This window comes from Rhodococcus sp. UNC363MFTsu5.1 (assembly GCF_000686785.1).
Taxonomy (GTDB): Bacteria; Actinomycetota; Actinomycetes; order Mycobacteriales; family Mycobacteriaceae; genus Rhodococcus_G; species Rhodococcus_G maanshanensis.
Genome location: NZ_JMLO01000016.1, coordinates 1 through 18,508 on the forward strand (window position 1 = coordinate 1; position 18,508 = coordinate 18,508).

The window sequence follows — 18,508 nt, forward strand, 5'->3', positions numbered from 1 at the left end:
AAAGTCGATGCAGACTTCAGTATATCGTTGGCGCGCTTGAGTTCTCGATTCTCAGCCCGGAGCTTGCGGAGTTCCTCGGCCATGTCGCTGGTCACTCCGGGGCGCTTCCCTGCGTCGACCTGATCGCGACGAACCCAGTTCAGCAAGGTCTGTGCCGAACCGATGCCCAACTTGGCGGCCACCGACTCGATCGCTGCCCACTCCGACGAGTACTCGCCGCGCACCTCGGCGACCATTCGCACCGCCCGCTCACGCAGCTCGGCCGGGTACTTCCTCGAACCTGACATGACTCCATCCTTCACAAGAGATGAAGTCTCCGGACTCACCGGGGCGATTCAGAGCTGCGTGTGGAGGTCCATGCGGGATGGTCGAAGTTCGTTCCGATGTCACGTAACTGCTGCATCTGGTTTGGATTTGAGTGCGCCCTTACACCTGTGAGTGGCTTGGACAGGCCGCTCACGATGGACCGACAACGACCGTACGCTCGATCAGTTGGTTCCCGGTGGATGCTTGCGTCCCGGCTCGCTGTGGGGCGGTGCGGGCTACGGTCAGGGTGTGGAACGCGGAACCGGGTTCGTTTTGAGCCGGCGTGGGCCTGTGGCTGCGCGAGTAGGAGCATTCGCGATGGCCAGCTGCGCGATGCTCGTGGGGTGTGGTCAGGAAGAGTCGAAGTTGGCTCGGAACCTGACATGCGAGCAGCTCGCCGAATTGTCCTCCGCGGACCGGGAGCGCTGGGCTGATGAGTCGATGAACGACCCGGGGTCGTCCCTTGAGCAGAGCGCCCTTGCGTTCCGGATACAGGCAAGCGCTGATGGCGAGTTCTCGTGCGATGTCAATCCGAACCCGACTGACATCCTTGAGTGGGATTCCACCGTTAACTACCCGCCTATGTCGTAGCCTCCGCGGATCGGTCGGGGATGTCCGGGACTGTCTGGGGCACCGTGCCGGGCTGGACCTCACCTGAGGCGGTCAGAGGCTGGCCCTTTCGGAGGACCTCCTCGACCGGCGGCAACTCCCAGGAGCTACTACGAATGTTACCGGAATTGCCTGTGCGGGCCTCTGGACTTGATTGGGTGTGGCTCGGCTATGAGTCTTGGCTGTTGTCGGCGATTTCCCAGAGTAGGGCGTCGTTTTCGATTACTGGCACCCAGTATCCGATTGGGAGGGAGTCAGTGATGCAGGTTCGGATGCCCGCCAGCATCGCGCTGATGGATGACCAGGCGGGCCCGTGGCTGTCTGCGGAGTACTTGTCGAACTGGCGTACGCAGCCGTGGTGCTCACCCGGGCGGGTGTCGCAGAAGTATGCGCAGGCGTCTAGTTCGGCGATGGGAATGTAGCTCGGGAGGAACATCATGGCGGTTGAGCCGGCGTTCGGGTGCTGGGCGCACACGCCGTCGTATCCGCCTTCGTAATAGTCGGTGTCCGCATCTGCGAGCTCACGCCACACTTCGGCTGACATCGCGTGCCAGTCGGTGACCTGGTCGAGGCTGAGAAGATGCTGCATGGGGAGCAGTTCTCCCGAGCCGGCGCTCTCCGGAGGATTGTCGATCTGGCCGTCGTGTAGTGAAAAGAACTCGCGCAGTTCAGGTGGCCAGACCGTTCCCGTCCGGGCTTCGGATCGGGCTAGCACCTCGCGCGAGGCGGGTGGGCGGAACGAGTTCGCGGTGCTGGGCGCGACCTCTCGAAGGACATCAAGCAGTCTTGCCCACTCCGCCGTGACAGTCATGAGCGAACCCTACGCAAGCGGGGGGTTTTGACTAAGCACGCGAGTCACGGACGCACTCGCGCCGACCGCCATTCAGGCCAATGAATACTCGCGTTGCCCACCGGTGAACCCCATCGGGCTTGATCGGCGAATTCCCTGGCCGCCGCGAGCGGTGGATGGAGACAGAACCCCACGCCACACAACGGCAAAGTGGAACGGTACTACCGCATCCCTGGCGAGTAGTTCCTCTACGCCCGCGAATGGACGTCGGAAACCCAACGCGCCTGCTGCCCTCGAGATCTGGAACATCCACCACAACGACCATCGACCCACAGTGCGTCGGGAACCGGCCGCCAGCGACCCGACTTCATGTCGGCATCACCAACGTCATGAGCTCATCCAATTGGTTGTTGCACCGAATCGGCTCGTACGACGCTGCTTTGGCGCGCTGGTCGGTGGTCGCTACCCGATCACGATGACTTTTAGCTTCCGCCAGAAGCCATGCGTCGACGCGACTTTTTCTCTCCATCGGACGTGGTATTTATAGGAGTTGTTTGTTGCTCCCGCATAGCCGCGTGCGGCGATCCCTTTCCCGACTGCGGTCTCGGGGGAGTCGCCACTCAGGAGTGACGCGCCGGCTCCGCCATACATCGTCAGGTCTTTGTGGGAGAGCTTGCGGGGTCGCGTGCTTGAGGGTTTGGCCTTGCGCTTGCGTTGCATGTCCACTGAGCTCCCTTCGCGCTCGAGTCTGTCACGGAATCACCACTCGCGTGCGGAGCATGTTGAGTTGACCGATCGAATGGGAGGCCAGCGGCGGCTCTTCGTCCTGCCGCTGACCTCCATCGAGACCGTTAAACGGCTGTCAGATCAGCCGGTAACACAGATCGGTCCCGAGACGTCGACCCAGTTCCCGTTCCCACATTCCCAGAGGTGCGCACAGAGGCCGCCGGCGAATCCGATCCGCGTGTCAGGTTCGCCCGGACCCCAACAGCGGTTGACTCCGTTGCACTGAAAGCAGTTGGGGCCCCAGAACTGTGAGCCCGGGGCTGAACGTGTGATGCAGCCCCGTATTGGCGCTGCTGGGTTTGCGGGTGCGCACGGAGCCCGGTTGTTCTACAGTTACGGCAGGTACCATCATTGACGAACCTACTAGGTTATGTGGATGTAGGGTGCCGCCAGATGATCGCTCGTGATTCAGCAAAGTAGTTTCTACCCTGGGGGGATCCCGTGACTGCAACTGTCCAAAACCTGTCATTCGACCGAAATATCCCGCGCGACATCGTCCATCGCGAGTCGATCGCCGAAGTGTTCCTCACCGACGCACAGTCTGCGGGTAACGGTGCTGTCTTCGCGGCGCAACTGCCGCGCAATCACTCCTACTTCAGTGATCATCGAGGCACGGCTGCGACGTACGATCCGATGCTGCTGATCGAGGTATTCCGTCAGGTCGCGATCTACTACGCCCACACCTTCGCCGGCGCTGACCGTTCGCAGAAGTTCATCTTCGGATCCGCGGATTTCGAGATCATTGATCGCGAGACCTTCCGAATCGGGACGTGTCCCGGACACTGCACCATCACCGCGGAAGTGGTCAACGAGAAGACGCGCGACGGCGTGGTGACCGGACTGACGCTGGAGATGACCGCATACATCGAGGGCAAGGTCGCTGCGCGCGAGGCGATGGCCTACCAGTGGATGCCCGCCGAGGTGTGGACGCGTATCCGGTGCCGTGGGCGTAATAGCCTGGGGCTGCCCGATATGCATGAAATCCCCGATGCTGCACCGGTCGCTCGGATGCGACCCGGTGCAGTCGGTCGACACAACCCGCGAAACGCGATCTTGGCCAACCCGACGTTCGACACCGCCGAAATCAGCGCCGTGACGGTGATCGACACCAATCACCCGTCCTTGTTCGATCACGCCCTCGATCACGTGCCGGGCATGCTCCAGTTCGAGGCCGCCCGCCAGATCGCGATGGCCGCGGCGAACGCCTCGCTGGGGTTGGATACCAACCGGATGGTGATGCATCAGCTCGAGATCAGCTTCGAGAAGTTCGGCGAGTTCGAGCTCGAGACCATCGCGCGTGCTGTCGTCGAGACGGACCCGGACGGCAAGGGGGCGGTGATCGCGGCTATCCGGATCACACAGGGCGATGAGGCCATCGCCACCGGGCGCGTTCACCTGCAGGTGATGCCGGTCGATATTTGGACGATGGTCCAGTGATTCTGCGAAAGCCCTTCGTCTGGTTCGACTTCGGCGGTGTCCTTTCGCCGTCACTGTCTGAGCTCTTCGATACCTACGCCGAACGCACGGGGATCCCCTCGGTCATCCTGCAGGAGGCGATGGCCGCGGTCGCCCGTGAGTACTCGATGCCGACGCTCGCTCCCATCGAGCTCGCGGTTGTCGACGAGCGGACGTGGGTGAGGAAGCTGCACGAGGTGATCGCCCGCGAGTACCCCGGCGTTGATCTCACGCGTAGCGAGCTCGACTTCGGGCGACAGTGGTTCGAGGGACACCGGGCGAACGAATCGGTTCGGCAGTTCGCGCTGGAACTCGCCTCGTCCGGCATTCCGGTGGGGATCCTCAGCAACAACGTCGTCGAATGGGAGCCGTACTGGCGACCCATGGTCGGTCTCGACTGTGTTGTCACCGACGTTGTCGACTCATGCAAAGTCGGGGTCCGCAAGCCCGACCCATCCATCTTCGGCCTTGCGGCCGAGCGGAACGCCGTCCTGCCCAATGACTGCATTCTCATCGATGATCTCGCCGAGAACTGCGCTGCAGCTCGTCAGTCCGGTTGGTCCGCAGTTCAGTTCGTCGACGCAGAACAGGCGATCGGCGATGTCCGCGAGCTGCTCAGCAAACGAAATGCGCTAAGTAGCCATCCGGTGTGATGTGAGCCGACCGCCACGGAGGGGCGGGGGCGATGGAACCGGTCATCGACATCCGGTCAGAATCGTCCTCGCCCAGCCGCGGTGCGTCCTCGGCCACTCGAAGCTCGACGCTGCGTCCAGACTGCAATAGTCGCGCCAGGCTCGTAGTCTTCCCGGAGTCGTGGTCCGTGACAGCGAGATCGGTCACGAAACCCGGCTGAAACTGGCCGGAGATCATTTCCGCGAATCCGTCGTGGATCGACGGAACTGTCAACATCGCCTGCATCGCGTCGCGGAGATCGGTCATGGCGGGATTCATCATTCGCGACTGGAGGACAGTATTCCCGACCACGACCGCTGCGACGGCCGCGCGGCGTCGGGACCAGTCGTCGAGCGTGTTATCGGCCATCTTCCCTTGCACGACCTTTGCCAGGCGCCAGCCGAGGGTGAACGAATCCTGCATCCCGGTGTTCAGGCCCTGGCCTCCCAGCGGATAATGGACGTGGGCGGCGTCGCCGATCAGAAGAAGCCTGCCATTGCGCATCGCGGAGCGATAGCGCCCGTAGTCGCTGAATCGGGTCAGGTGGGAAATCGAAGTCAGGTCAGGCGTTTCACCCAGGACCGCAGTCATCGTGTCGAGGTACTCCGACTCGGTAGGGACTGATCTGTCGGCCGCAGGGCCGCGGAAATCCATCCCGATCACCCGTCCCCGGCCGATCGGATTCGGATTGTGCATGGTCCAGCCGTTCGCCGTGGGGTTCCACCCGGCTGGCGGACCGCCGAATCCGGCACGTGCGAGACCGGCGATCGCGTTCATCGTCGCCGGGACCTCGACGGATGGAAATGTGCCAGCGGTCGCCACAAGGCTGCGCGCACCGTCGGCCCCCACGCAGTACTGCGCCGTCACTGTGCCAATGGATTTCGTGGCATCACTACTGGATGAGAACTGCACCTGGACACGCCTATTGCCGTTGATCCCGCTGCAGACGACAGAGCGCGCGCTAACCCCACGACGGATATCTGCGCCGTGCTCGCGGGCGCGTAGCTCGAATGCCGCCTCGAGGGTCGCCTGCCCAATTCCTGCGATGGGCGCAGGCTCCTCGGCGGGCGCGCTCAATGTCAAACCGGAAACGCCGGCGAACTGAAACCCGGTGCGCTGCACGGTGCCAGCAACCTGAGGGATCTGTTCTGGTTCGCATGAGGGGATGTAGCCACGGCGAGCGAGATGCGACAGCGACCGCGCATGCACTGTCCCGGCCCGAGGACGCTCGTCGACCTCGGTCCGTGTCTCGAGCAATAGCACCTCCACGTCCTGAAGAGCCAGCTCAGCGGCGAGCAGCATCCCTACCGGGCCACCTCCAACAATCACGACATCGACGCTGACCGGCGGCGTCATAGGAGCGACTCCAGTTGCAGGGGTTCAACAGACATGATAGCTACTATAGTCCTCGAACCTACGAAGAAGTGAGAACCCTTGTGACTGCCACCTCGCAGGACTCCGTAACAATCTCGCCACCACCGAGCCGGTGGACGCTCCCGATCGTGCTCACCGCGCAGTTCGTCACTCCGATGGCGATCGCCGGTACCGCAATCGCCCTCCCAGAAATCTCCAGTGACCTTGGAGCCCAACCGACCGCCCTGCAGTGGGTGGTCAACGGGTTCAATGTCGCGTTCGCCCTCGGCGTGCTGGCGTGGGGATCCCTGAGCGACCGCATCGGCTACCGCGTGACATTCACCCTCGGTGCAACACTGTTCGCCGTCGGCAGCACTATCAGCGCAGCCGCACCGTCGCTCGCGATCCTCGACGGAGCTCGCCTCGTCGCCGGAATCGGCGCCGCCGCCATCCTCACCGGCGCAACCGCCATGCTTTCCAAGACCTTCGAAGGGGCCGCGCGGACTCAAGCGTTCGCGCTGTTCGGCACGATCAACGGCCTCGGTCTCGCCCTCGGCCCAACCATCTCCGGTCTCCTTGTCGCAGGTGTCGGGTGGCGCGGGGTCTTTCTCGTTCAGGCCGCAGTCCTCGCTCTCGCTGCTGTCGGCTCTCGGGCTCTCCCGAGCACGCGACCTGCTCCGGCCCCCGCAGGTGGGAAACGAGCGCCCATCCTCGACCTGACCCTCCTGCGTAACCGCGAGTTCCTCGCGATGTGCCTCGTGCCCGTGGCGGGCTCCATCGGCTTTGTCACCCTGCTGACGTATCTGCCGTCGGCATTCAGCGGCATCAAGTCCATGTCGCCCGGCGCCGCGGGTCTGACCATGCTGGCCATGACCATTCCCGTGCTCGTCGCCCCGACCGCGGTCGCCAAGCTCGTCAACACTGTCCGATCCGTCCACGTCGGATCCGTCGTCTACGCGAGCCTCGCCGCGCTCATCCTGGGCAACATCGGAATGCTGCTCCTGTCCGAAAACCGTTCGATCGCCTGGGTCATCGTCCCAATGGTCCTGCTAGGGCTCGGTTTTGGCCTGCCCATCGGTCTCGTCGACGGCCACGCGCTCGCTGTCGTCCCCGCCGAACGCGCCGGCACCGCCGCCGGTCTACTCAACTTCTTCCGCATCGGCAGCGAAGCGATCTTCGTCGCCGGCTACGCATTCGTCCTGTCCACGGTCGTCGGTCAACAACTCGCCGGCGCCGCCGCGGAAGACACCGCCGCGGGCCAGCCCGGTCACCCCGAGGTGTACCGCTGCGCCTTCGACACCACCGTTGTCGGCCTGATCGGCCTCCTCATCGCGATCACTATCGCGATCCTTATCGTCCGCAGCAAGTCCGCACAGTCGACCAAGGAGGCCTGATGTCCGCACCCGCCAGCCCGAGCCGTGTCCGGTTCGACGTTCGCTCGATACCCAACATCACCCCGCCGGGAATGATCACAACCCAAGCAGCCCTCTCACCAGGCGGGCTCCCGCAGATCACATTGCCCACCGGCCATACCGCAGTTCATCTGACCACCTACGCCGATGTGCACCAGGTGCTCACCGACACCTCGTTCATCCGACGCGAAACCAACGTCGATGACGGCCCGAGCTTCCTACCGACGATCATGCCCGAGGACATGCTCCTCAACCTCGATCACCCAGATCACGGGCGGCTCAAGCGCTTCGTCGCCGCGGGCTACAGCGCAAACACGATGACAGGCCTCGCGCCGACAGTACGTCGACTCGCTGACTCCGCCGTCGACAGCCTCAGCAGCACCCTCACTGCGGGCGCTGACGTCGACCTCATGAGCGAGGTCCTCGACCCCCTGACAATCAACGTCAACGCTTACTACCTGGGGATCTCCGCATCCGACATCCCCAAATTTCGGCACCTGTCCCGACAAATGCAGCTCGCCCACGACACCGACGTGCCCCAGCTTCTCAAAGACTTCTGGGAGCTCTACCACTACATCGAAGACCTCGTCAGCGGCCAACGCGACCTCAACAACGGGCTCATTAAGGATCTCCTCGCCGCCCGAGACACCGTCGAACCACCGGTCAGCGACGCCGAGTACGCCGCGACGCTGCTCGGCTCCCTGGTCGGAGGCGACCAGAACGTCCTGTCGGTTCTGTCGAAGATCGTCTACACAGCCCTGGTAGAGCACAGCCTCTGGGACCTTATGGCCGACGACCCGAGGACGGTCCCCGACGTAGTCGAGGAACTGCTCCGCCTGCTCCCGCTCGGGCGGATCTCGACCTTCCCCCGCATCGCATCGCGCGACATCAAGCTTTCCAGTGGAACTGGAACCCTTCGAGCAGGCGAGATCGTTTACGCCGATGCGCACAAGGCGAACCGTGACCCCGAGGTCTTCCCGGAACCATGGGTTGTTGACTCCGCTCGAACGGGGAAGCGGCACCTCCAGTTCGGCTACGGTATGCACCACTGCATGGGATCGGCCCTGGCCCGCATGGAGATCATCGAAGCGATAACCGTGCTGACAAACCGCCTGCCAAACCTTCGCCTCGCGGTGGACCCCGAAACGATCGCCTGGGACACCGGTGTGCTTGTGCACCGCCCCCTGAGCCTGCCTGTCGACTCCTCGATCTGATCCCACGGGAGTGCAACCAGCCACATTTCCAGTAGGTACCATTTATTGCGGAGGTATTGCCGCGCCTCCGCGAAAGGAACACGGTTGACATGGCTGATCAGGACGGACACCCGGACCTCGACGAGTTCGATCTCTCGAAGATTCTGCACGCACTCTCAGACGAAAACCGGCGCAGCGTCATCGTCCAGCTTGCCGAACAACCCGACGACACCGAGCAGTTCTGCAGCGTCTTCGGCATGCCCTGGGCCCAATCCACACGCACCCACCACTTCAAGGTCCTCCGCACCGCGGGACTTGTCTGGCAACGCGACGTCGGCAACGGCCGCATGACCCGACTACGCCGTGACGACCTCGAGAAGGCCTTCCCCGGGCTCCTCGACCTGATTGTCGCTGCCGACCGTAAGACACGCATGGGCGCACAATGATGTGCACTTTCCGTAGCGCGCACGCGTGGCCCAGCAACCAGGCTGCACCTGCGCTCGCGGTGGTCGCAAGGGGTTGGAGAGCGCAGCCTTCGCCACCCGCATCGCGCTATCTGAGAGTTCGCTGAGTATCGAAGCGCGCCCCGCACGGGGCCGCCTACCGTCCTCCCCGCTGTCCCGGTCCTGCGTTGAGTTGGGACGGCACGTGGGCCTCGCAGTCGTGGAGAGCGGCGGGGCCCACACTCATACCCGAACGGCACTGATGAGATCGCCATCCTCACCGGCCAACAGCGTCGCCGCACCCCCAGACCACGGACCGCGCGCACGGCCGGGGACCAACCAGTGCCGTGCGCGCGGGCACTAAGCGAGCGGCCGCGAGGGCCACCGACTGGTGCGATGACGTATAGGACGCAACCACCGGGGTGCCTCACCTACGCGGGGGGTGAGTAGGTGTGACACTGAGTTACATCGTATTGCGGTGACAGCCGTTACGGCCACCGCGCCAAGCTCCGCGCATGCTGCATTTCGCGGCTGTTGGATCGATTCCCGCCCGGCGTCCAGCGACCGGCGGCACAATCGAAGTTGTGAGTGACGTCGGGGATCTCACCGCGGTCGTGACTGAGATCGATTCACGTCTGGCGAATGAGCAGGTCGACGACCAGGGCCGCGAGTTCCTTCTCCATGATAGGGACCGCGCAACCTTGTTTCTCGCCGCAGTGCGTTCCGGGCGCCGCGAGCTCATCCGTCAGGACCTGTACTTCGACCTCCTCGAGCGCTACCCGGTCCAGGCTCAAGGTGGCCACGATGAATCCTGATCTGCTGCCGAACGACGAGCACCGCCATCTCGAGTTCGTGATGGACCGCCTCCGACGAAAGCGCCCCGATGTGACCGGGGAGGTGATCTGCGAGACGGTCGATCGAGTGCACCACCGATTCGACGGCTGCCGGGTTCGCGACTTCGTGCCCCTCCTCGTCGAGCGGAGGGCCGAGGGGGAGCTTGCTGCACCCCAACCAGATTCACCAGCTCTCTAGCTGAACTGAACCGCCTTCCTGCCGTCTTCAGTGGCCTTGGCGTGAACCACGCTTCCCGCCGCGTCGCCCCGGGCACGCGGTGCGGGTCAGCCCGTGGAGCTTCTTGCTGAGAACTTGCTGAGGATCGAAGCGCGTCGCGACCGGGGCCGCCTATCGTTCCGCTTCGCCGTTACCTCCCAAAGCTGCGGCAAAGGCCTCGCCGCTCCCTCGGGCGGCGAGGCCTTCTCATGCCGACGTGAAGCGCATTCTCATCGGCCAACAACGGTATGCAGCCTGGCCCGCGGGCCGCGCGCACGGTTGAAACCCGTTGCGCCGTGCGCGCGGGCGCTCAGCGGGCGGCCACCAGCATGGAGGAGGCCACCTACTGGCGCGATGACGCATAGGGCGCCACCACCGGCGCCACACCTACGCAGGGCGTGAGTAGGTGTGACACTGAGTCCAGTCTATTGCGGGAAGTGGGCGCCTACCAGAGCGACGACCAGCGATAGCGGCTTTCACATACCTCGAAGGCGCGCTGCGGGGTCGTGAAGCAGTGGAACCGCTCCTCGGCGCCCGTGGCAGCGAGAGACCGTGGTCGGACGTGTCCTTCAATCTAGGTGTGTCGCTGAACCCAGAGGCGAGTCGTCGCATCCATCAGGATGTGAGCATGAAACGCGCGCAAACGTATTCGGACCGGATCGTCGAGATCGTGACCGGCCTCGACCGACTACGAGCAGCCGATCTGAAGACCAGTGTCGTATCGCTCGGCGACCGGGAGGTCATCGGCTACAGATGCCGCATCCACGGGGCAGCCGTGCATCGCTACGAGCACGCTGCTCCGGCGGACCCGGACGTGCTTGCGGCATTCGAGAACCGGCTCGGCGTCGGCCTTCCTGCCGACTACCGCGAGTGGATCACCCGGGTGGGCGACGGCGGAGCCGGACCGATGCTCGGACTGCTCCCGCTGGCGCATGAGGCCGAGGACGCCGCGATCGACTACGCCGCGGACTTCCCCTTCACCGCCGAGCGACCCTGCCCGCCCGCCGCCGAGGACTCCGAGTTCCAGTGGTCGGAGAACATCAGCCGGATCCACCGAGGTGCGACATTCCTCGCGAACGAGGGATGCGGCATGTACAACCTCCTGATCCTCCGCGGCCCGGCCGCGGGGCAGGTGTGGTTGCACAGCTACGAGCACGCCGCCGCACTACCGGTGTTTCACCCAGACACCCGCGAGCCGCTGACGTTCCTCGACTGGTACGAACTCTGGCTCGCCCGCGCCCTCGACCCGGACCTTGACCAGGTGGAGAGCTTCGCTGAGTTCACAGATCACGGCACGAACCAGGCCTGAGGTGTCACGTTCCCCGCCTTGGGTCGCGGTGGCGTCCCGGCGGATCTCAGCCTCGAGCGGATCCGGATGAGCTGTGGGTCAGAGACGGGCAGGTCTCAGTGGCTCAATGACGTGGGCCTCGGAGCGCTCGCGCAGCTTGAGAAGCGCCTTGTCAAGGCTCGAGCCGAGCAGGTGGAGGGTGTTCATGTCGCGCGATTCCCACACCGGAAACTCCTCGTCGGCATTGCGGCTTGCGACTGGCATTTGTTACCACCCCGATAGGACTTAGACCGTAGGGCATCGGTGGGTCTCGTCGATCGGATCATGTGGCCGCCGGCGCCGCACAACATTGCCCCGACGCAGCGGGTGAACGTGGTCATGGTCGCTTGACGACGAGGATGTCCTTGTACGGCTTCTTGCGGGCCTTGCACTGGTTCGCCTCATCCATGATCTTGAACACCGCCTTGTGGGCGTCGTCGTTCGGGACCTCGAACTCGCTGCGCTCCCAGGTTGTGAGGTAGCTGTACTTGCCGCCGAGCTCGTTCAACACTGTCACGATGTCGGTCGCGGTGGGAGCTGTGATGTGGAGCAGTCGAACGGTGACGTTCGCGTCCTTGCTGATCGTGGCGACCCGCCGAATGTGCTCTACAGGCAGGGGAGTGTTGTGCTGGATAGCGAACTTGGCCGCAGCAGTCAGAGCCTTGCCGTCGTCGGTCGGAAGGAAGTCCGCCAGGCCTCTGAGTACCTGCGGGCCGATCTTGCTGCTGGTTTCGGGATCCTCGAAGAGGTCGGTGATCATCCCGTCGACCAGACCGGGGGTAAGAACCTTCTCGATTTTGTTCGAGGCAACTATGGCGGGTCCGAGGGCAGCCCATCCGCCCTGGCGAAGGTGCGTGAAGGTGGCTGCGTCGTCGGGAACCAGGTCGTGCTTGACGAGGAGCGCGAAGAGGTTGCTCTCCTCCGGGGTGATCTGTGTGGCCGGGAGCCCCTCTTCGAGCCCGAGGCTTTGTACGAGTTGGACTCGGTCCTCAGGGCGTGGGATGCCACGCCGGGCATTGAGCACGGCGACGGCGGCAGTCGCGGCAGCCTCTTCATCGTGGGGCTGGTCCGTCTCGTCGTCGGTGTAGATCACGCCGCCGGCGAGCAGGAGTTGGCCGAGGCTCTCGTCGATGTCTCCGACCTCGGCGCGGTAGGCGTCGAGATTGGCCAGCGATGCACGGAACAGCTTGGCGGACGCCAGCGCTGGCCATGTCGACGTGGGTGCGTCGGTCAGGTGCGGCAGCGAGCTGTCGGGCGACGCAGTCGCGGTGAGTTGCTCGAGGGTTTCGTCGTCCTCTTCCGCTGCCTTGAGTGCGTCGATGAGTGTTGCATCGGTCAGCGTCGAGTAGTCGGTGTCGTCGTCGGCTTCGACGGCGTCGAGGTAGGTTCCGAGGTTGGACAGGCAGTACTGGTAGATCGTGTCGTTGTCGTGAATGCTGTCCAGCGGCACCTGGCCGGTGGTGTCGAGTGCCGTGCGCAGGTTGCCGGCAGTCAGCTCGTACAGGTTGCTGTCCACGATGAGTGTCCGCAGCACTTCGTGTATGCCGTCGAGGCTGGGCAGAAGCACCTTTGCGCGGCGCAGCACGGCCACGACCGTGTCCAGACCAGCTGCCCTGGGGTGGGGCTTGGTGAAGGCTGGCATCTGCTTGTACCGCGAGACCAGGAAGTCGCCGACGACGGACCTGAGGTCGTAGGCGCCCGTTGGGTCGGCGGCTACGAGCGCGGCGTCTACGAGTTCAGTACGTACGTCGGCGGGCACGCCGTCGTTGAGGATGAGGTAGGTGAATACGTCCGGCCATGGTTGACGGCTTAGCCGCGCTGCCAGTTGGGTCCGCGCTGCGTTCGAGGTGAAGAAGGCCGTCAGGAACTGCTTCGCTTCGCTCCCGAAGTTTGAGGTCAGGTGCTTCACGACCTCGTCCGCGCGCTCGACGTCCTCGATGAGAAGGTGGTCGACCAGCTGAACGTTGTAGGCGCTGATGGTGCGGGTGAAGTCCTCGTCGGCTTCGGCCAGCAGGTTCGCGAACGCGCCGGGACTGGTGAATTTGTAGTTGATGTCCATGCTGTTGGTCTGAACGGTCTGCACGATGAACGTCGCCACGTCGACGCCGGAGAAGTCGCCATAGAATTGCGCAGCGTAGAGGGCGAAATTCCGGTCGATGTAGCCCTGTCTGACGAGGTTTCGTGCCAGGACCGACTTCAGAGTCCTGTCCACGATCTCCGCGAACGTCAGCTTCTCGGTCTTATCGCCCGCGTCCTCGGTGATTGTGAACTTGTCGGTGTTGACGAGGTTACGGAAGCTGGCACCGCGGAGTTCTTCGATGTCGCGGTCGAGCTGCTGAAGTGCCTCGTGAAACGCCTGGGTGTTCCTCTCCGCCCACCGACCGCGGAGAACCTCTGGGAACATGTCCTCGAGATGATTCTGGTTCCACGCGGTGAGACGGCTGGGGCCGCCGTACTGCGGGTTCTGCGTCGCTTCGAGGGCGATGGTGGGTGTGGTGACGACGGCTTCCCAGAACGCGGGTGTGGTCACCTGGTCAGAGTTGTACGTGGCCGACCCGACGGAGAAGCTCAAAACCCAGTTCGGATACCCCATCCGGTCACGTTCGGCCGTCCCGATTCCTATCAGCCGTTTGCCAAGCCGCTTCGCGAACGGGGTGATGGCCGGCGGTCGTGCATTCTCTGCCAGCAGGTCTCGCTTGGTCTGCTCGCGGTCCGCGACCGACGTTGCGACGAGTTTGCGGTGATAGTCGTACAGACGGTCAAGGTTGCTGGAGCGCCGCGAGATGTTCTCGAAGTCCTCCAGGTGGAAATTCTTGTAGGCGACCAGCGCGAAGAGGTGGCTGGGAGACAGCTCGGGTGCGATCTTGTCCGACCGCAGCAGACGTTCGGCGAATACGAGGTACTCGTTGCACATGTTCAGCAGAAGGCGTTTGTCGGTGGCGTGTTTGGCGACGAGTTCGACCAGCGGACGCTCGATGCCGGTGACGTCCGCTTCCTGCAGGAGCTGATGGAGGTGCTCGCGGGCAGTGCGGTGCGAGATGAACGGCACGATCGGGATGACGATTTCGAAGAACTTGGTCCGGTTCGCGCGGACGGTCTCGGCCCGCGCCTCGTCATCCTCCTCGGCTGTGTCCTTGCCGATCTTCTCGAACAGGCTGTCGCGCATTGCGTAGATGAACCGGAGAGGCTTGTCGTGCTTGTCGATTTTCTTGAGCCGCTTCGGGGTGTTGTTGAGGAGGGTGTTGAGCTCACGGAGCGCCTCGAAGATCTGGGCGTTGTTGTAGCGGTCCAGGTCCTCGAAGATGACTATGTCCGTGGGTTCCTGGTCGAAGAAGTGGACGATCTCGTCAAGGTGCTCGTCGAAGTAGGTGTGGTTCGGCATCGACAGTGTCAGGGCCGCGCCTGCCGCGGACACGTTTGAGACCGTGAACCGGTTGTAGGCGACTATCCGCAGAACCGAGAGCACCACGGCGAGTAGGGCGCCCACCAATGCCCACACCACCGCCCGCTCGAGACCGGAGTGATCAGGTCCGGATGCCATCTGCGAGGGCAGACGCCCCAGCAGCGCCAGCAAGGCCCCGAGCACGCCGACGAACAGAACGGAATCAACGAACGGCCGCCACCAGGGCAGCGGGCCGCGCAGGCTGAACCGAGAGTGGCGAAGTGTGCGTGTTCGGGCGCTGTAGATCAGCTGCTTGAGTATCTCCTTCTGGATGCGGTTGGCCAGCGACTCGCCCGCCGTGTCGGGTGCCAGGGTGGATACGGCCAGTCGCAGCGTCGAATTCTTGTGATTCTTCTGGAACTCGTCGAGCACGCTGGACTTGCCGGTCCCGTACCGCCCGCTGAGGGCAATGTTGCGGTTTCGGGGATCCTCGACAGCCCTCTCCAGACGGTCCAGGTACATCTTGTGCTGGGCTTCGTCGTATTGCGGCGCCAAGGATTTCAGCGCCACCTTGTCCTTGTCCTTGTCCTTGTCCTTGTCCTTGACCCTGACCTTGTCCTTGATCCGTCGAATGAGGGTGTTTGGCTGGGTCATGCCGAGAATTATCGGTGGTGGCCCTGACACCATCCCGGGTTTGGTGTCAGTACCGCGGTCAATTCGCTGCGCACAACCGCCCCGATCTGCTCACCCCGGTGCGCCCTGGCAGGGTCATCTGGTCACCACCCTGATCGGGGTGGCCCTGGTGATCGCGCCGTGTCTGATCGTCGGGGTCGCGTACCTGTGCGCGCTGGTGATCTGCCCACTGCTCGATCAGGCGATGGCCGACGTCGCTCAGCGCCCGTCAGATAGAGGCGGGGTAGCCTCTGCGACTCAGTGCCGGCCGGGCATGTCGACCTCGTCGGGCGCCTTGTCGTCGCGCAGGCCCTTCCAGCTCGGGTGCTGCAGGCTGCCACCGTAGACCGGTGGACGGTAGGTATTCGGTACTTGCGCTATTCCTTGGATGCTGAAGTTGGGGGGCGACAAGAGGGCCGACTCTCCGGTTGGGCGAGCAACGCGGGACCGGCAGAATGTTGGCGCAGCAGACGACTCAGCTCAGGGTGGATCTCGCCGAGTTGTTCGATCAGCCCGACCGGGCCACCCCAAACACTCACAGTGTCCTCGTTGGAGCCATACCGTCAGGGGCTGGCTGGATCTCGAAGTCCATCGCTCCTCTTCAGCAGCGGTGTTGCAACGATCCTAGAACCCAAGCGTGTCAGGCGCGGACTGCCTGCTCAATGTCGGCGAAGAGCCCGATCACGCCGGGATCCGCGAATGGGACGAGTTGGGCGAACAGAACACCCGCCGTCGCCCCGTCCGCGTCCACCCAGTAGTAGCAGTTCGCCCCGCCTGCCCAGGCCACCGTCCCGACAGGACGGTCCTGCGGTGTGCGCTCCTCGTTGCGCATACCCAGCAAGGACCACGACACCGAAGTACCCGGCAGCAGGTCGATGTCGTGAGACGTCGCGGGATCGACCGATGCCGCCCGCCCGAACACGGCCGAATGACTCTGCTGAGCTGCGGTCAGTACTTCCGACGCAAGGAGCCTTGCCCCATTGAAGACCCCTCCCGCGCCCAGCATCTGCAGGAACCTCAAGTAGTCCCGTGGGGTCCCGTACAACCCGCCCCCGCCAGACAAGAACTCCGGCTCGGCGGGAAGCTCAAAGGGGAGTGCCACCAACCCGTCCGGGGTCTTCGCCTGCACCGACGCCAAACGGGACCGGTCCACGATTCCGAACGCCGTGTCCACCATCCCCAGCGGGTCGAAGACAGTTTCCCGCAGGTGGGTTGCCAGATCCCGACCGGTCAACCGTGCGATGGCCAAGCCCACCCACTCAAGACCGTTTCCATACATCGTGCCAGTCCCCGGTTCGTATACCAGCGGTGAATCCACGATCGAGGCCAGCTTGAGCTCCAGGCTCGTGGGGATCTTGTTTTCCTGCTGATATCGAGCAAGGTTCGCTGATAGGAATGAGTACCCTGTGCCCGCCGTGTGGGACAACAACATTCGCAACGTCACCGGAGTCCGCGCAGTCCGCAGTCGAGGTGTTTCCTCGTCGTAACCTTCGAGCACCTGCAGCGCGGCGAGTTCAGGAAGAACGTCGGTCGTCGGGGTGTCCAGCCCGATCACACCGCGTTCCACCAGTTGTAGAGCAGCGACGGCCACAATCGATTTGGTCATCGACGCTAACCACGCGATGGTGTCTTCCCTCCACGGAGATGTACCGTCGCTCGTGCCCGCACCACCCGAGAACACGATCCGGTCGCGATTGGCGGCCATCGCGTAGAAGCCCGCGGAAACGCCGTCGTCGATGGCCTTCGCCAGCAGACCGTCGATTGTCTTTGCTAGCGTCACTGCACCCTCGCATTCAGGACGGTCACCATGTGACAGGCAGTGCGTTCACTCCGTAGACGCCCATTGCTGGCTCACGAAATGTGATCTGATCCATTGCCACCGCGCGACGTAGCGTCGGGATCCGGCGCAACAGAGTCGGGATTGCGACCTGCAGTTCAAGTCGCGCCAGGGGCATTCCCAGGCACTGGTGGGGCCCGTGTCCGAAGGTCACGTGCCTGTGCACGGGCCTGCGCAAGTCCAGACGGTCTGGCTCCTCGATCACTGAAGCGTCCCGGTTGGCCAGATCGCCTGCGACGATCAATCCGTCTCCGGCCCGGATGAGAATGCCATTGATCTCAATGTCTTCGAGGGCTACCCGTCGCCTGCCGCCTTGTGGGACAGCGGTGTACCGCAGGAGCTCCTCGACGGCGCCCTCGATCTCCACTTGCGTCTCCATCTCCAGCAGGGCGTCGACTTGGTCGCGGTTCTCGGTGAGCGCCAGCACGCCCAAGGAAATGGTGTTCGACGTCGTGTCGAACCCACCGAGGAGCATCAGCATGCCTGTTTGGGTGGCCTCGTGCTGCGTCAAGTTGCCCGTGGCCACGTGCTCGTTGGCCAACTCCGACAGCATGTCCTCACCTGGATCGGTGCGCTTGAGCGTTAGTAACCGATCGATGTAGTCGACGAGGCCCTGCCGGGCGGCCATCGCCTCCTCGTGGGTGGCGCGGGGATTGATGAGCGCCCTGGCGCTCGTCGAGAAGAATCTGTGGTCCTCGTACGGTACGCCTAGCAGGTGGCAGATCACTGCGCACGGAACTGGCAGCGAGAACGCCTCTAACAGGTCAGCAGGCTTCGGCCCGACGAGAAGTCGATCGATCAGATCTTCCACCAGCTCCTGAATTGCCGGCCGCATGGCCTGGATCCTCTTGGCCGAGAACGGTTTTGCAACGAAGCGGCGCTGGCGGGTGTGCTCCGGCGCATCCATGGTGAGGAAGCCCAGTCGCTGCATGAACTTACTGGGGGTCGAATGCGGATAGTTGGGGTGTTCGGGCACTGCGCTCAGCCGCGGGTCGCGTAGTAGCGCCCGCACCTCTTCGTAGCCGCTAACCAACCACGGGGTGCTGCCGTCCCATATCTGAACGCGGGCGATCGGCGCCCTTTCCTGAATCATGCGCAGTTCAGGCGACGGGTCAAAAGGGCAACTTCGGGCCCGGGGCGATGGGAAGGACGGGAACTCGGCCCGTGCCGCCTCCGAGACGTCGTCGGCATTGCTAGCCACTGGGTGCACCGTTCCACGGC

15 protein-coding genes are annotated in these 18,508 nt (G+C 63.6%); 7 read left to right on the forward strand and 8 right to left on the reverse strand.

The annotated features are described in order from the left end of the window. Window positions 1-287 (reverse strand): transposase (locus BR31_RS0114385; protein WP_027501574.1); only part of this gene is annotated, 287 nt, incomplete at its 3' end. 797 nt (window positions 288-1,084) lie between these two features. After that, window positions 1,085-1,726, reverse strand: a complete 642-nt coding sequence (locus BR31_RS0114395) for an SMI1/KNR4 family protein (protein WP_081830486.1) — start codon at window positions 1,724-1,726, stop codon at window positions 1,085-1,087. Between the two features lie 1,206 nt (window positions 1,727-2,932). On the opposite strand from BR31_RS0114395, the gene BR31_RS28705 reads away from it, so the two are divergent. Together BR31_RS28705 and BR31_RS0114405 are read left to right on the forward strand one after the other, a co-directional pair. Beyond that, a complete protein-coding gene (locus BR31_RS28705) occupies window positions 2,933-3,928 on the forward strand; it encodes an AfsA-related hotdog domain-containing protein (protein ID WP_081830487.1) in 996 nt (331 codons plus the stop codon). Then, on the forward strand, window positions 3,925-4,599 hold the full coding sequence (locus BR31_RS0114405; protein ID WP_027501577.1) for an HAD-IA family hydrolase: 675 nt from the start codon (window positions 3,925-3,927) through the stop codon (window positions 4,597-4,599). The genes BR31_RS28705 and BR31_RS0114405 overlap by 4 nt, the downstream gene beginning before the upstream one ends. Here BR31_RS0114405 and BR31_RS28710 read toward each other — a convergent pair. Then, window positions 4,562-5,974, reverse strand: a complete 1,413-nt coding sequence (locus BR31_RS28710) for an FAD-dependent monooxygenase (RefSeq protein WP_081830488.1) — start codon at window positions 5,972-5,974, stop codon at window positions 4,562-4,564. The two genes, BR31_RS0114405 and BR31_RS28710, sit on opposite strands and share 38 nt — an antisense overlap. A 146-nt stretch (window positions 5,975-6,120) precedes the next feature. Between BR31_RS28710 and BR31_RS0114415 the strand changes: the two genes are divergently transcribed. From BR31_RS0114415 to BR31_RS0114425, 3 genes are all read left to right on the forward strand, one after another. After that, window positions 6,121-7,365 carry an MFS transporter gene (locus tag BR31_RS0114415; protein ID WP_231496491.1) on the forward strand — a complete coding sequence of 415 codons (1,245 nt, stop codon included), beginning with the start codon at window positions 6,121-6,123 and terminating at the stop codon, window positions 7,363-7,365. Continuing rightward, the gene (locus BR31_RS28715; protein ID WP_231496492.1) at window positions 7,365-8,597 is read left to right on the forward strand and encodes a cytochrome P450; all 1,233 of its coding nucleotides are present in this window, start codon (window positions 7,365-7,367) and stop codon (window positions 8,595-8,597) included. Before BR31_RS0114415 ends, BR31_RS28715 begins: the two co-directional genes overlap by 1 nt. A gap of 89 nt (window positions 8,598-8,686) precedes the next feature. Further along, window positions 8,687-9,022: an ArsR/SmtB family transcription factor gene (locus BR31_RS0114425; RefSeq protein WP_027501579.1), complete on the forward strand. Its 336-nt coding sequence runs from the start codon at window positions 8,687-8,689 to the stop codon at window positions 9,020-9,022. A gap of 626 nt (window positions 9,023-9,648) precedes the next feature. Here BR31_RS0114425 and BR31_RS31540 read toward each other — a convergent pair. Then, window positions 9,649-9,822 (reverse strand): hypothetical protein, encoded by a 174-nt coding sequence (locus tag BR31_RS31540; protein WP_156042490.1) that lies wholly within the window; start codon window positions 9,820-9,822, stop codon window positions 9,649-9,651. Window position 9,823: 1 nt separating this feature from the next. On the opposite strand from BR31_RS31540, the gene BR31_RS28720 reads away from it, so the two are divergent. After that, window positions 9,824-10,051, forward strand: a complete 228-nt coding sequence (locus tag BR31_RS28720; RefSeq protein ID WP_037176713.1) for a three-helix bundle dimerization domain-containing protein — start codon at window positions 9,824-9,826, stop codon at window positions 10,049-10,051. Between the two features lie 646 nt (window positions 10,052-10,697). Beyond that, a complete protein-coding gene (locus tag BR31_RS0114440) occupies window positions 10,698-11,378 on the forward strand; it encodes an SMI1/KNR4 family protein (RefSeq protein ID WP_027501581.1) in 681 nt (226 codons plus the stop codon). A 78-nt stretch (window positions 11,379-11,456) separates the two neighbouring features. On the opposite strand, the gene BR31_RS31545 is transcribed toward BR31_RS0114440, so the two are convergent. The 4 genes from BR31_RS31545 to BR31_RS0114465 form a co-directional block, all read right to left on the reverse strand. Then, window positions 11,457-11,621: a hypothetical protein gene (locus BR31_RS31545; protein WP_156042491.1), complete on the reverse strand. Its 165-nt coding sequence runs from the start codon at window positions 11,619-11,621 to the stop codon at window positions 11,457-11,459. A gap of 112 nt (window positions 11,622-11,733) precedes the next feature. Continuing rightward, window positions 11,734-15,432: a YobI family P-loop NTPase gene (locus BR31_RS0114450; protein WP_027501582.1), complete on the reverse strand. Its 3,699-nt coding sequence runs from the start codon at window positions 15,430-15,432 to the stop codon at window positions 11,734-11,736. 658 nt (window positions 15,433-16,090) lie between these two features. Continuing rightward, on the reverse strand, window positions 16,091-17,230 hold the full coding sequence (locus BR31_RS0114460; RefSeq protein WP_027501584.1) for a serine hydrolase domain-containing protein: 1,140 nt from the start codon (window positions 17,228-17,230) through the stop codon (window positions 16,091-16,093). A gap of 22 nt (window positions 17,231-17,252) precedes the next feature. After that, window positions 17,253-18,488, reverse strand: a complete 1,236-nt coding sequence (locus BR31_RS0114465; protein ID WP_051637434.1) for a cytochrome P450 — start codon at window positions 18,486-18,488, stop codon at window positions 17,253-17,255. Window positions 18,489-18,508: the final 20 nt, after the last annotated feature.

What these genes read in the sequence shown, in the direction of transcription:
- BR31_RS28710 (WP_081830488.1), bottom strand. Translation starts at nt 5,974, where the DNA reads ATGACGCCGCCGGTCAGCGTCGATGTCGTGATTGTTGGAGGTGGCCCG.
- BR31_RS31545 (WP_156042491.1), bottom strand. Translation starts at nt 11,621, where the DNA reads ATGCCAGTCGCAAGCCGCAATGCCGACGAGGAGTTTCCGGTGTGGGAA.
- BR31_RS28715 (WP_231496492.1), top strand. Translation starts at nt 7,365, where the DNA reads ATGTCCGCACCCGCCAGCCCGAGCCGTGTCCGGTTCGACGTTCGCTCG.
- BR31_RS0114450 (WP_027501582.1), bottom strand. Translation starts at nt 15,432, where the DNA reads ATGACCCAGCCAAACACCCTCATTCGACGGATCAAGGACAAGGTCAGG.
- BR31_RS28720 (WP_037176713.1), top strand. Translation starts at nt 9,824, where the DNA reads ATGAATCCTGATCTGCTGCCGAACGACGAGCACCGCCATCTCGAGTTC.
- BR31_RS0114440 (WP_027501581.1), top strand. Translation starts at nt 10,698, where the DNA reads ATGAAACGCGCGCAAACGTATTCGGACCGGATCGTCGAGATCGTGACC.
- BR31_RS0114425 (WP_027501579.1), top strand. Translation starts at nt 8,687, where the DNA reads ATGGCTGATCAGGACGGACACCCGGACCTCGACGAGTTCGATCTCTCG.
- BR31_RS0114395 (WP_081830486.1), bottom strand. Translation starts at nt 1,726, where the DNA reads ATGACTGTCACGGCGGAGTGGGCAAGACTGCTTGATGTCCTTCGAGAG.